The organism is Paenibacillus lentus, from assembly GCF_042714055.1.
GTDB classification, from domain to species: domain Bacteria; phylum Bacillota; class Bacilli; order Paenibacillales; family Paenibacillaceae; genus Fontibacillus; species Fontibacillus lentus_A.
Window position 1 is genome coordinate 87057 of the sequence record NZ_JBHGVC010000017.1, and the last position, 14235, is coordinate 101291.

Annotated in this window: 12 protein-coding genes and 1 tRNA gene; 1 reads left to right on the top strand and 12 read right to left on the bottom strand. The window is 46.6% G+C overall.

Features of this window, described 5'->3' with window-relative positions:
- Positions 1-33: 33 nt before the first annotated feature.
- Positions 34-1917, bottom strand: coding sequence for an ATP-binding protein (locus ACE3MQ_RS25175; protein ID WP_379397966.1), 1884 nt, complete (start codon positions 1915-1917; stop codon positions 34-36).
- A 340-nt stretch (positions 1918-2257) separates the two neighbouring features.
- On the opposite strand from ACE3MQ_RS25175, the gene tadA reads away from it, so the two are divergent.
- Positions 2258-2749, top strand: a complete 492-nt coding sequence (gene tadA / locus ACE3MQ_RS25180; protein WP_379397968.1) for a tRNA adenosine(34) deaminase TadA — start codon at positions 2258-2260, stop codon at positions 2747-2749.
- A gap of 94 nt (positions 2750-2843) precedes the next feature.
- Here the strand turns inward: tadA and ACE3MQ_RS25185 are convergent, their stop codons facing one another.
- The 11 genes from ACE3MQ_RS25185 to ACE3MQ_RS25235 all read right to left on the bottom strand — a co-directional run bounded on the left by ACE3MQ_RS25185 (position 2844) and on the right by ACE3MQ_RS25235 (position 14024).
- On the bottom strand, positions 2844-3911 hold the full coding sequence (locus ACE3MQ_RS25185) for a DUF6612 family protein (RefSeq protein ID WP_379397970.1): 1068 nt from the start codon (positions 3909-3911) through the stop codon (positions 2844-2846).
- Positions 3912-4013: 102 nt separating this feature from the next.
- The gene (locus ACE3MQ_RS25190) at positions 4014-4841 is read right to left on the bottom strand and encodes a YitT family protein (protein WP_379397998.1); all 828 of its coding nucleotides are present in this window, start codon (positions 4839-4841) and stop codon (positions 4014-4016) included.
- Positions 4842-5083: 242 nt separating this feature from the next.
- Entirely contained in the window at positions 5084-5236 is a 153-nt protein-coding gene (locus tag ACE3MQ_RS25195) for a small acid-soluble spore protein P (protein ID WP_379397972.1), read from the bottom strand.
- A gap of 634 nt (positions 5237-5870) precedes the next feature.
- Positions 5871-5959 (bottom strand) — tRNA-Ser (locus tag ACE3MQ_RS25200).
- Between the two features lie 62 nt (positions 5960-6021).
- Entirely contained in the window at positions 6022-7305 is a 1284-nt protein-coding gene (serS, locus tag ACE3MQ_RS25205) for a serine--tRNA ligase (protein ID WP_379397974.1), read from the bottom strand.
- Between the two features lie 160 nt (positions 7306-7465).
- On the bottom strand, positions 7466-8050 hold the full coding sequence (gene pdxT / locus ACE3MQ_RS25210) for a pyridoxal 5'-phosphate synthase glutaminase subunit PdxT (RefSeq protein WP_379397976.1): 585 nt from the start codon (positions 8048-8050) through the stop codon (positions 7466-7468).
- 47 nt (positions 8051-8097) lie between these two features.
- Complete coding sequence (gene pdxS, locus ACE3MQ_RS25215) at positions 8098-8979, bottom strand: pyridoxal 5'-phosphate synthase lyase subunit PdxS (protein WP_379397978.1); 882 nt, start codon at positions 8977-8979, stop codon at positions 8098-8100.
- A gap of 177 nt (positions 8980-9156) precedes the next feature.
- A complete protein-coding gene (locus tag ACE3MQ_RS25220; RefSeq protein ID WP_379397980.1) occupies positions 9157-10566 on the bottom strand; it encodes a D-alanyl-D-alanine carboxypeptidase family protein in 1410 nt (469 codons plus the stop codon).
- A gap of 130 nt (positions 10567-10696) precedes the next feature.
- A complete protein-coding gene (guaB, locus tag ACE3MQ_RS25225) occupies positions 10697-12154 on the bottom strand; it encodes an IMP dehydrogenase (RefSeq protein ID WP_379397982.1) in 1458 nt (485 codons plus the stop codon).
- A 304-nt stretch (positions 12155-12458) separates the two neighbouring features.
- A complete protein-coding gene (clpP, locus tag ACE3MQ_RS25230; RefSeq protein ID WP_379397984.1) occupies positions 12459-13049 on the bottom strand; it encodes an ATP-dependent Clp endopeptidase proteolytic subunit ClpP in 591 nt (196 codons plus the stop codon).
- Positions 13050-13085: 36 nt separating this feature from the next.
- The gene (locus ACE3MQ_RS25235) at positions 13086-14024 is read right to left on the bottom strand and encodes an RNA polymerase sigma factor (RefSeq protein WP_379397986.1); all 939 of its coding nucleotides are present in this window, start codon (positions 14022-14024) and stop codon (positions 13086-13088) included.
- Positions 14025-14235 lie beyond the last annotated feature (211 nt).

The following is a 14235-nucleotide window of genomic DNA, read 5'->3' on the forward strand; positions in this document are numbered from 1 at the left end:
TTGCTTGTATTTCACACCATTCACCCTGAAAAATTATACATCATCCGGCTGCGAAGCTTCCTCCTCCAGCAATCGCGGGAGGGTAATCGTGACAGCCGTCCCCTTGCCGACCTCGCTCTCGATTTGGAGGCAGCCCTTATGGGCCTCAATGATCCTCTGGCTGATCATTAGGCCAAGGCCCGTCCCTTTCTCCTTATTCGTATAGAAGGGCTCTCCGAGCTTCTGCATCCGTTCCTTGGAGATGCCCTCGCCCTCATCTATGACGCGAATGACGGCATGATGCGGCTCATCCGAGTACAGCATGAGCTTAATCTGTCCTCCGGAGGGCATGGCTTCCATGGCATTTTTCAGGATATTAATAAACACCTGCTTTAATTGGTTCTCTTCACAGTGTACCAGAATAGTCTCCGGTGAGAAATGAACACTAAATTCGATGTTATGTAAGTGAGCCTCACTGTCCAATAAGGAGACAACATCTCCTAGGGTGAAGCGAACGTCCTTGGTTTGAAAATTCACAGCCTGCGGCTTCGCTAAGATTAAAAACTCACTCACAATCAGATTAATTCGATCCAGCTCGGAGAGCATGATATCCGTATGGAGCGGGTTAACGGTTTTAGAGTGCTGCTGCATTTGCAGGAAGCCACGCAGTGTTGTAAGCGGGTTGCGGATTTCATGGGCGACCCCAGCGGCCAATTGGCCAACCGTGGTCAGCTTCTCCGACCTACGCAGCAATTCTTCCATCCGGTTATGCTCCGTCATATCTCTAGAGATGCAAATATAAGCCGATATTCTTCCGAACTTGTCAAAGATCGGCGATTCACTAATGCTTACCTCGACCAAGCTTCCATCCTTGCGCTTGCGGACGGTTTCGGACAAAACAATGGATCTGCCCTGCTCCAGCTCTTGCATCCACTCTTTCCTATCCTGCTCTAAAAACGGCGGAATATAATCTAATTGCTGACCTACAATCTCCTCGCCCTTCCAACCATATAAGCATTCAAAAGCAGGATTCACCCGCAAAATTCTTCCTTCAAGGTCAATCAAATGAATAGCGTCCGCCGTCTGACAAATAATAGAATCCAAATATTCGTTCATTGAACGATTCTCTTCATTCTTCTGTTCCAGCTCGGCGGTGTAATGACCAAGGCTGTCAGCCATCTTATTAATTTGCTGGCCCAATACTCCAAGCTCGTCTCGGCGATTCACTCGCATTCTGGCCTCGAATTTACCTGAAGAAAGCTGGTTAACCTTGATTAGAATGTCCTGGATAGGCCGAATAATTTCGCCGGCAATAATATAACTTGCAAATATGACGATTTGAAGCAGAACCAAGGAAATGGTCACCTGGCTGAACATCTGCTTGGAAATGACCGAGGAGATAGGCTCATAGCTGGAAACGATCCGGATGACGTAGGGGCCTTTATTCACAGGCGATATAGGAATAAAGCTTTCCAGCACTCTTTTCCCGTTTATCGTCGTGTCATGTAGGACACTCTCCCCTTTCTGGACAACCTCTATGACTGCTGCTTTATCCGTAGTATCGTTTACATAGTTATAAGTACCGAATAAGAGACTGCTGCTTCCCTGGAAGGTCTCAGGATCTATGCCCGTAATCTCAAGCAGCTGTGGATTTGAGCGTAAAGTCTCCTGGGTAATCCGTTCGGGACTGGTCATCTTGAGCATTCCTTCCGCCATCACTCGACTGATATGCCCATGATTCTGCCTCTTGATGTACTCATTAACAGAGCGACTCTGTTCGACAGCCAGAGCGATCTGCCGAGCTGTAACCATCATATTGGACTCGCTTAGATTCCTTAAGTTATCCCGGGTTGAAAAGTAACTTAAGGCAATATTCAACGAAAGAAGAATCAATGCGAAAAACGACATAATTAGAGATAACTTTGTTTTAATAGACAAGCTTCCCCCCACCCTTTTGAAAACACTTCTTGGTGATTTTTGGAATTAATCTGTTTCTATCATCATAACTGTAACGACATGTTTTGCAAAGACGTTGATATTCCCACTCTCTTTTCCTACAATAAGTAAAAATACCTATAAGCCTGTTTAAAAATAGCCGCACTCAAAAAGTTATGCACAAGTTATGAACATATCAACAGATGCAAAGTCCTTGCTGTGTATAATACTGGGGATAAAACAACGGTTATGCACAGACTTACCCACAACATGTTAACAACGAATATTTGTTCGTTGGACAGAGTTCTTTTTCTCATCATTTTGAAGGAGTTGACTGTATTTCATGGACGCATCTTATCCCGCCATCCCTCCCACTTCTACTCATTCCGATGAATACTGGATGCAAGAGGCGATCAAAGAGGCCCGCGAAGCCGAAGCGATCGGCGAGGTACCAATTGGCGCTATTATTGTGCTTGGCGACGAAATTGTGGGGAGAGGCCATAATCTTCGCGAAAGTATCCGGGATGGTACGGCACACGCCGAAATGATCGCTATTCGGGAAGCAAGCCAAACTTTAGACGCTTGGCGTCTGCTGCATTGCCGGCTTTATGTAACGCTGGAGCCCTGCCCTATGTGTTCGGGTGCTATCGTCCAATGCCGAATTCCTCACGTCATATACGGGGCGGCCGATCCTAAGGCAGGATGCGCAGGAACGCTTATGAACTTGCTCCAGGAGCCCCGCTTTAACCATCGTACAGAGGTGACTGCCGGTGTATTGCGTGAGGAGTGCGCTTCCCTGCTGACAGAATTTTTTCGGCGCCTGCGTAAAAAATAACATCTTCAAGCTCCCAAATGAAAGAGGCGTTCCAAGGTTTATATGAACCTTTGGAGACGCCCCTTTGCTTTGCCTGAACCAATTGTATTATTTCTTAATAACCAAACGAATTCATTTCTTGTTCAAATTCCTCTATGGTGATTGTATCCTGCGGAATGCCGATCTTGAACTTCGGCGCTTGGTTTATGCTCGTATATTTACTCTTCAATTGCATTGCCAGTTTGATCTTTTCTTCCGTATCTGGATCACTGAATTCCATATCCATGTTCATCTCTTGATAAGAAGGATAATTGTCCTGATCAATGGCCGTATTCACAGTAAACTCATTGATCTTCAAATACTTCTGCATGTCATCCAGATCCTTTTGGAACTCCTCTTGATTGATTTCTGCGAGCTCCTTCTTCGCATCCTCAATATCCTCAGGCGTTAATTGCAGCATTTGGCGGTATTCATCTTTCGCTACAATATCAAGCGCCTTCGGCAGAGCCTCCTTCATCAAAATGCTGATGGCTTCCTTAGCCGTATCATTCGTGATATAGAACTGAACAACTTGCTTGGCCTTAAAGCCTTCCGGCAATTCGATTTCTTTTGGCTCAAGATCCTTGATGAATTTCTCCGAGTCATACTCCGAGAGAACGACATTAGCAATTTCAGCTACCAACTTTTGTGTTTTATCGGTATCCAGCATATCCGGATTAAAATCTTCACCGCTGCTTTCCGCCAATTCCTTCAAATCAAAAACGAGGAATTTTCCGATTGCTTTCTCCGGCAGAGGCAGGAACGGAATGCTAGGAATTTTAATGTATACCTTATCCTTCGTCATAACGAACTGCAGCGTGATCGTCGTTGAAAAATCACCTGTCAGCTTCACTTCGAGTGAAGCTTCCGTCTGCATAGGATCTTTCTGATACACTTGAGTTAATGTCAACTCAGCGTCCTTCAGCATTGAATAGACTGCCCCCATTTCAGGAGACGATGACGAATCAAACGTGAGATCCGTTAGTTTAATCTGACTCTCTGATACATATGAATCCATTTTCAGTGCAGTCACCGCTGCACTTTTCAGCGCTTCCTTCGGCTCCTTTTTGGCGCCGCAGCCGGATAGAATTAAAGTTACCGACATAAGTAAAATAAGTGCTGACATAAAAAACTTTCTTGACATACTAGCTCCTCTCCATCTCCATAGATGAACATACGTAATATTTATGAACCACTTAATATATTAAACATAATGTGAAAAAATGAAACACTTTTTATTAAAAAGTTAATGAATCGCTTTTTTCTTAAAGCGTCCACCCTTCACATCATGGATATTTCCGACTGCCAAAAAAGCATTTTCATCAAAATGGTTTACGATATCTTTGAGCTTGGCTTCCTCCAATCGAGTAATTACGCAGAATATCACCTTTTTCGGGTCGCCTGAAAAGCCGCCTTCCCCGGATAAATACGTGACCCCGCGCCCTAAACGATTCAAAATCGCTTCGCCGATCTCATCAATCTGATCGCTGATGATCCATACCGATTTCGATTCATTTAATCCATCGACCACGATATCTATGGTCTTAAAAGCAATATAATACGCCAAGAGCGAGAATAATGCCCTCTCCCAGGTGAATACAAAGCCTGCGCTAAGGAGAATGAAGAAGTTCATGAACATGATAACCTCTCCAACCGAAAACGGCGTCTTGCGCGAAACCAAGATCGCTACGATCTCCGTTCCGTCGAGAGATCCCCCGAATCGAATAACCAGGCCAGTGCCTAGTCCTAACAAAATGCCCCCAAAAACAAATGCCAGCAAGGTATCCTTCACGAAGGGGTCTACCGGATGCAATATCGCTGTGCCGATCGACATGACGGCGATACCTAACAAAGTAGAGATAGCGAATGTCTTGCCGATTTGCTTATATCCTACAATCAGAAAAGGAAGATTAAGTACAAACAAGAATACCCCTAGCGGCCATCCCGACAAATAAAAAGACATGATGGAAATACCCGTAATTCCGCCATCCGTAATTTTATTGGGTACTAGAAACAATTCCAAGGCTACCGATACAATTAAAGCACCTATTACAATAAAAAAGGCTCTGAACAAAATGCTGCCTATTGAACGCTGCTTATGTTTACGAATAGACTGAGGTGTAATCGATACCGGAGGAATAGAGTTCACATGGTCAAAGTCCAATACGCATCACTATCCTTTCGTATTAAAGTTAGAGGCAAGGCACTCTCTTATTATGACATTTTTTGAACTTCATGTCCTGTATAATTGCAAATTATAAATAAAAACCTCAGCCAACGGCTGAGGACTAGAAGTAAAATTATTCAGGATATAGCTTAACTGCCTTGTGGATTATTATGACTTACATGATTCTGGTTTTTAACTTTCTTGGAACCGGATAGCGGCTCCGGCCCGCCGCCTCGATGCTCTCTGCGCTGATTGGAATCGGGCTGGGTTCCCGGCGTCGTATAGGACTTTGGTTTGCTCATGTGGTGCATCCCCCTTTACTCGTCGAGCTTATTTTAATTGACTTCCTATAAGTTGTGAATAATCCGCTTCATTTATACCTGGTTAACCTTGGCTAGAGCCGCTATTCTCGCGTAGTAAAGCGCCTGATGGCCTCTGTGGTCGACCGACCGCTGTCATGCAGCGAAACACCGCGCGCTGGGAGCTGCACGCGGTGCGAAAACTTTATCGTGCTAAACTCTTTGAGCCATGGAATTGTAGGGATAACCGATTTAGTTGGATTTTGCATATTATTTTAGTGCCTTTGGATCAATTGGGGGCAACAAATGGATTTTATGTATTTATAAACACTTGATTAATAATATCCGGCTTTAGACCTCGTTTTAAGGACACGAAATCCAGTTAATTGTACACTTTGTGCCAGATTGAATATTTTAAATACCAAAAGTCCATTTATCTCTTCTGGGTCGGAGGGTGGGATTCATCGAAAGTTTATACATTTTGGTATACTAAAAAACCGCTCCCCGTCTGGAAAGCGGCTTGATTTATATGTTGTTTGTTGGCGGAGGGTGGGATACTCTCCCTTCGGTCGAGACTGCGATGTAACGCTAACGAAGCCTATGCTCCGACGAACCGTTGTGGGTTCTCTTATATGTATGGCGGAGAGGGTGGGATTCGAACCCACGTGGGCTTGCACCCTAACGGTTTTCAAGACCGCCCCGTTATGACCGCTTCGGTACCTCTCCAAAAGGTGAACCTGATTAGCGTAACAAATCAGATTCTACCATAGAGTTTATTCGTGCGCAAGTTATTTTTTGCTGGAAATATAATCAATATTGCCCATGTACGGACGAAGAACTTCCGGTACTTCTACACGGCCGTCTTCTAACTGGTAATTTTCAAGAATAGCGGCAACCGTTCGGCCTACAGCAAGTCCGGAGCCATTCAATGTATGCACAAATTCCGGTTTGGCTTTAGCCTCTGGACGGAAGCGAATATTCGCCCGTCGAGCCTGAAAATCCTCTACATTAGAGCAGGATGAAATCTCACGATAAGCACCTGTTTCAGGCAGCCACACTTCGAGATCATATGTCTTGGCAGCCGTGAAGCCAAGGTCTCCCGTACACAGAGCCAATACGCGATAAGGAAGCTTGAGCAGCTGCAGTACACGTTCTGCATTCGCTGTCATTTTCTCCAGCTCATCATAGGATTGATCCGGATGAACAATTTTAATCATTTCCACCTTGTTGAATTGGTGCTGGCGAATCAATCCGCGTGTATCGCGGCCTGCCGCTCCTGCCTCGGAACGGAAGCAAGAACTGTAGGCAACATAGTTGCGCGGCAGATCCTCTGCACTCAGAATTTCGTCCCGATGAAAGTTCGTTACAGGTACTTCTGCCGTTGGAATTAAGTAGTAACCATCCTCCGTCAGCTTAAATAGATCCTCTTCGAACTTCGGCAGCTGGCCGGTTCCATACAAGCTGTCCTGATTTACGATGTATGGCGGCAGCATTTCTTCATAGCCATGTTCATCGCTGTGCAAATCCATCATAAAGTTGATTAACGCACGCTCAAGACGCGCCCCCAACCCTTTGTAAAAGGTAAATCTCGAGCCTGTCACCTTGGCCGCTGCCTCAAAGTCCAAAATTCCGAGATCCGTGGCGATATCCCAATGAGCTTTTGGCGTAAAATCGAACTGACGAGGCTCACTCCAGCGACGAACCTCCACATTCTCCTCCTCCGAAGCACCCACCGGTACATCTTGATGAGGAATGTTAGGAATTGCGAGCATCAGCTCGTCGATCTGTGCCTCCAAAGCCCGGACTTCGTCGTCCAGTTCCTTAATACGGTCACCGACCTCGCGCATTTCGATGATCAGCTCGTCTGCATCTTCCTTATTCTTCTTGCGTTTGGCGACCTCGGCCGATACCATGTTACGACGGTTCTTCAGCGACTCGCTCTCTTGAAGCAATTCGCGGCGCTTACCGTCCAGCGGGGCGAAGCCCGATATAAGCTCCAACGACTTTCCTCTGTCTTGGAGCGCTTTCTCAACACGCTCGAAATCATTACGCATTATTTTAACATCTAACATGGGTTGTCCCTCCTAGAATCATCCCTCGGCCTCTTGCTCCACAGATCTGCTCGGCAAAGCAAGACAGGCCGCCATGGGATCACCAGAGAACTCGGGCGTCCTCCGTTTAAAACAAACAAACCTTAACCCTTGGGAAAGAGTCAAGGTGTCTGGTCGGCCCTTACTTTGCAGCCGCTTTGTTTGCCTGAATCATTTCTGTAAAATATTTATGCAGCGAGACATCGTCCGTCAACTCAGGATGGAATGACGACACGAGCAAATGCCCTTGGCGTGCTGTCACGATCTCATCGTTATATGTGGACAATACCTCTACACCTTCGCCGACCTCCGTGATGAGAGGCGCACGAATGAATACCGCGCGGAGCGGCTCCTGAAGGCCCTTCACATCCAAATCGGTCTCAAAGCTCTCCCGCTGGCGTCCAAACGCGTTACGCGACACGCTGATGTCCATAACGCCCAAGTGGGGCTCTTCACCGCCATCAATCTTCTGCGCCATGACAATCAAACCAGCGCAAGTACCAAAAAGAGGCTTGCCCTCGCCGGAGAATTGCTGAATTGCTTCAATAAAGCCATATTTTCTCATGAGCTTGCCAATGGTTGTGCTCTCCCCGCCGGGAATGATCAATCCATCGATATCCAGAAGCTGTTCGGGCTGCTTTACCGCAACGCCCTCAGCCCCTGTGCTCTCAATGCTTCTTATATGCTCCGAAACAGCGCCTTGCAGCGCCAGTACTCCCACCTTCATGGAGAAACCTTCTTTCTATCTGACTCAAAAAGAACTCCGGCTGCCAATTACCAGCCGCGATCCGACATGCGTTCAGCCGGAGACAATTTGGAAATTTCGATGCCTTTCATCGGTGTTCCCAAGTTCTTGGACACTTCGGCAATCAGCTTGTAGTCGGTGTAGTGCGTTGTAGCTTCAACGATCGCACGAGCAAATTTCTCAGGGTTATCCGATTTGAAAATACCCGAGCCTACGAATACTCCATCAGAGCCAAGGTGCATCATTAGCGCCGCATCAGCCGGAGTAGCTACGCCACCCGCTGCAAAGTTCACTACAGGCAGCTTGCCGTTCTCATGGACTTCAAGGAGCAGATCATAGGCTACGCCCAGGTTCTTGGCCTCCGCATACAGCTCATCCTTGGACATGCTTTGTACAGAACGGATTTGACTGTTGATCAGACGCATATGCCGTACAGCTTCAACAATGTTGCCTGTTCCCGGCTCTCCCTTTGTACGAATCATCGATGCGCCTTCACTGATACGACGAAGCGCCTCGCCAAGATCCTTCGCTCCGCAGACAAATGGAACGGTGAAATCACGTTTATCAATGTGGAACACCTCATCTGCAGGCGTCAAAACTTCACTCTCATCCAAATAGTCTACCCCGAGAGATTCCAAAACTTTCGCTTCCACATAATGTCCGATACGCGCTTTGGCCATAACCGGAATAGATACTACCTTCATAACCTCTTCAACGATCGTAGGATCAGCCATGCGAGCTACGCCGCCAGCCGCACGAATATCAGAAGGGACACGCTCCAAAGCCATAACAGCCGTGGCTCCAGCCGCTTCGGCAATCTTCGCTTGCTCCGCATTCATGACGTCCATAATGACGCCGCCTTTTTGCATTTCGGCCATACCTCTTTTTACACGTGATGTTCCTGTTTCCATGTCCACGCCTCCCGAATTAATCTAAATATATCCCCATGTTATGAGGCCTTGGCACATGACCTTATCCCCATAAACATTACTTCTGTTCTCGAATCTACATGCGATAATCTAACTTGATATTTTACAATATTTACGCTAAATATACAACCCATTTACTCGGGATTTATACGTAGTGAATTAGAAAAGATTTTTGATGCCGTTAAACAGATCCTTGAAAAAGTCCCCAATTGCACGCAGGAAGAGCTTAAACCAATTCGCCTTCTCCGCGTCTTGGGCTGTAATCAGCTTCACGGTCTTCTCTACGGGCTCGTCTGAGCCGGGAGCCTTGTAGGAGTAAGTAACTGTACCAACCTCTGTTCCCTGCTTCAGAGGCGCCACCAGAGCGGTCTCCCCGTTCAGCGCAACTGTTGCTTTCAGGCTGCTCATATCTGCACCTTTAGGTACAACGAAGCTGACTCCTTGCTCCGTAACGACAGGCACATCTACATTCTTTGCCTTCTTGACGGTGACCGTCTCTGTACCTTCTACCGTTGTCTTAGGTGCAACGACCTGCTTGGTCTCGAAGTTATTAAACCCGTAGTCCAGCACTTTCCGCGTCTCAACAAACCGAACGTCCTCGGCTTTCATGGTCTTGGTCGCTTCTGTTCCCATCACGACACTGATCAGCCGCATTCCATTACGTTCTGCCGTACCGGTGAAGCAGCTGCCCGCTCTAGATGTATGTCCGGTCTTCAAGCCGTCCAAGCCTTCATAGGCAAATTGCTTGAAGTTGGTGACATTTTTATTTGCTTCGAGCATATAGTTCCAGTTCACCATCGGCTTCTTGTCGCGAGGTCGGAATTTATATTCCTGAATCGTCGTAAACTCAGTAAAGTCAGGATGATCCGTCACGATATATTTGGCGAGAATCGCCGCATCCATCGCGGACATCACGGTTTCCTTATCATTTTCCGGCTGGAATTCCTTCGGCATATCTTTAATATCCAGACCCGTAGAATTCGCAAAATAAGTGTTCGTCATCCCCATGCGCTGAGCCTCATCGTTCATCATCTTGACGAAGGCCAGTTCAGAACCGGCGACATGCTCCGCCAGCGCTACAGTTGCATCGTTCGCCGATCCAACCGCCATGGCAATGTACAATTCCCGGATCGTGTGCTGATCGCCTTGGGCCAGGAAGATTCTTGAACCAATCGTCTTGGAGGCATTCTCGCGAACGGTCACCACATCATCCCAGCTGAACTTTCCTTGCTTCACTAAGTCCGCAACAATGTATTCCGTCATCATCTTGGTCATACTTGCGGGAGGAAGCGGGGTGTCCCCATTCACATTTAAAAGTACTTGGCCGGATACCGGCTCCAATAATATAGCGGATTTCACCTTAAGCTCGAGAGATTCCACGGATGGAATACTAGAATTGCTTTGCTCAGATGCAGGCTTGGTAGACGTAACCTCGGTTTGCTGTCCTTCAGCAAGCGCGGCCGCAGGTACCATAGACAGACATAGCATATTCAGTAATAGAACAGAGGCGACGCTTTTACGAAGGATTTGCCGTTTCGATGTTCTAGGTTTCTTTTCTTTCGTTTTCAATGATCTAAAGCTCCCCTCATATACTCGTTCGATTGCTTAATCTATTCTATCACAGCGGAATACGCAAAAAAAGACAGACTGGGCAGAAATCGCCCAGCCTGTTATGGAAATTAGTGGTGTGGTCCATTTATTAGAAAGAATAGTTCGGTGCTTCCTTCGTAATTTGCACATCATGCGGATGGCTCTCACGAAGTCCTGCTCCCGTAATACGAACGAATTGTGTATCGTTGCGAAGCTCGTCCAACGAACCCGTCCCGCAGTAGCCCATACCTGAACGCAAGCCGCCCAGCAGCTGGTGGATCGTATCGGACAACGGCCCTTTGTAGGCAACACGTCCTTCGATTCCTTCCGGTACCAGCTTCTTATCGTCGTCCTGGAAGTAGCGATCCTTACTGCCTTGCTTCATTGCGCCCAGAGAGCCCATCCCTCTGTACACTTTAAAACGACGCCCTTGATAGATCTCCGACTCGCCAGGGCTTTCTTCGGTACCTGCAAGAAGGCTTCCCAGCATAACCGCATGCGCACCGGCTGCAATAGCTTTTGTAATTTCTCCGGAGTACTTGATGCCTCCGTCAGCAATAATCGGAATGCCATATTCCCTAGCAACGGATGCGCAATCGTATACCGCCGTAATTTGCGGAACACCGATACCGGCGATAACCCGGGTAGTGCAGATGGAGCCAGGTCCGATACCCACTTTGACCACGGATGCGCCTGCCTTGATTAAATCACGAGTCGCCTCACCTGTCGCTACGTTACCAGCGATGATCGTCAAATCAGGATATCTCTTACGGAGCTCAGCGACGGTATCAAGAATGTTAATGTGGTGTCCGTGAGCAGAGTCTACCGTAATCACGTCAACGCCTGCCTTAACTAAAGCTTCCGCCCGTTCAAATGAGTCCGAGGAAACACCAATTGCTGCTCCGACAAGCAGTCTGCCCTGCTCATCTTTTGCTGCGTTCGGGAATTGGATCGCCTTCTCGATATCTTTAATCGTAATAAGACCTTTGAGCGTATTCGAATCATCGACCAATGGCAGCTTCTCAATTTTATGCTGCTGCAAAATGCCTTCCGCTTCTTGAAGCGTCGTTCCCACAGGAGCCGTTACCAGGTTCTCGTGCGTCATGACATCACTGATCTTAATGCTGTAATCATGAACAAAACGAAGATCACGGTTCGTTAAAATACCGACCAATTTCTGCTCGGAATTTACAATAGGAACACCAGAAATTCGATACTTGCCCATCAATTCCTCCGCGTCCGAAACCAAATGTTCCGGCGTAAGGGAGAATGGATTCGTGATAACTCCGCTTTCTGAGCGTTTAACCCGATCCACTTCCTCGGCTTGCTGCTCAACAGGCATATTCTTATGGATAATGCCAATGCCGCCTTCCCGGGCAATTGCGATCGCCATAGCCGCTTCTGTTACCGTGTCCATCCCGGCACTGATCAAGGGCATATTCAGCTTAACCTTATCGCTTAATCTCGTAGACAAATTAACCTCTTTCGGGAGCACCTCCGATTTACGAGGGACGAGCAGAACGTCATCAAATGTTAGGCCTTCCTTATTAAATTTACTTTCCCACACCTTAGTTTTTCCTCCTTATAGTCTATTCCACGTCGACCGACTTCCCTTATATATCAAGGCCGGAAAGTCACTTACGAAAATATATTATTGCCATCTTAGCAAAGGCCATATAGCCTGTCAAGAATAAGCTCTAGGAAATACCGCCAGACTTTCACAGGCATACGAGTGTCTACAACAGGAGTACAAAATGCTCAGCTCTCCGCTTGCCGCTGGTCTATTGTTGCCCTTTTTCCGTAAAAATCATTCCAGTCTCACATAATAAAGAAAAAGCATTGTCTATAGACAATGCTTTGACCTTAATTTTTTAGGAATTTACTTTGAAAATCACCTGGTCAATAACGCCGTATTCGACCGCCTCCTCAGCAGACATAAAGTAATCACGATCCATATCCTTAGCTATACGATCTAACGGCTGACCGGTATGCTCGGCTGCAATGGCATTCAATCTTTCCCGGGTACGGAGAATGTGCCTTGCACTGATCTCAATATCACTGGCCTGCCCCTGGACGCCGCCATGCGGCTGATGAATCATAACCTCGCTATTAGGTAATGCAAATCGTTTGCCCTTGGTTCCCGCTAACAGCAAAATAGCTGCAAAGGAGGCGGCCATCCCGGAACAAATCGTTTGAATATCAGGTTTGACGTACTGCATCGTATCATATATAGCGAATCCTGCTGAAGTGGATCCGCCGGGGCTATTAATGTAGAAGTGAATATCCTTCTCGGGATCTTCTGCAGCAAGCAAAAGCATTTGTGCACTTATACTGTTAGCCACCTGGTCATCGATCGCTGAACCTAAAAATACAATTCGATCCTTAAGCAGCCTGGAATAAATATCATAGGAACGCTCCCCGCGACTTGTCTGTTCAATAACGTATGGAATAACTGTGCTCATGTCGATACCTCCTAGAAATTGATTTTTATTTGAACCTTAAGCCGCCATTGCCAGCGATTGAATATCGTTCTTAGCTTTGGAGCCGTGATGAGATTGGATGTTAGGCTGCCTCTTTTGCAATACAGGGGGCTGTGTCTGATCCAATGCACTCGATTCATTCATAAGCATCAGCAGCGCGCCCGTATCATGCTCACGAAATGCTTTTAGGTAGGCATACACGGTTTGTTCATTAATAGGAGAAGCATTTTGTAGGTCGTCTTCACTTCCAGCCTTTGTCCTACTGTCTAATCCATATCGTTCCGATCGAAGCTTCATGCGAGCTCGATGAAGCAATGCTTTAACGGCTCCTTCTGTCGTATGAAGCAATTCCGCCGTCTCTGCTGCCGTATATCGAAATACATCTATAAGCAGCAGTGTGATCCGCTGATTGACGGGGAGACGGTTCACCACGATCTCCATAGCCATCCAAAGGGAGGCCGTGTCTGTTTGCTCTTCACTGGGAACTGCATGATCCAACGGATAGGATTCAGTTGTGACTCTTTTTTTGCGATGTCGGTCAATGCATATATGATTAGCTACCCTGAATAGATAAGACTTGTTGATTCCAAAATGCCTGCCCTTATCAATGGAGGTTCTCCATACCTTCAGCCACGTTTCTTGAGCAAGATCATCCGCTTCCCAAGAAGAACCAACCAAGGATCGGCAATATTGCCTCAATGCCGTCTGATGAGTACGAACCCATTCAGGAAATTGATTATGCCCTTCTTCAAATTGAAGCTCTATGTCAGACTCAGGCTCCGCCTCTTGCGAAGAATTCGTTGGTTGAAGTGGCTTTGATTGATGTAAATGCATTGTTCTTTGAAAAGACGTTCTTTCCTTTACTCGCCTTGTCTCTTGTACAAATTTTGCCTCTGGTTTTGACTTCATCTCCTGCGTAGCCCCGTCAGAAAAGATTCTTGCCAACTTACTGTGCATTAAGCGTTGCACCTCCTTGTGCCATACGCAATTTCTTATTTACATATATAAACGACAAAAAGGGCAGAAACGATACGGTCGTTTCTAAAAAATTTAGAAATAACATAATAATAATTCCTCGCAAATGAAAAACATGCTTACATCGCCGATTAAAATAGGAAATGCAAAAAAGCACTACCGATATGCTAAATATCAGTAGCGCTTCTTTAAT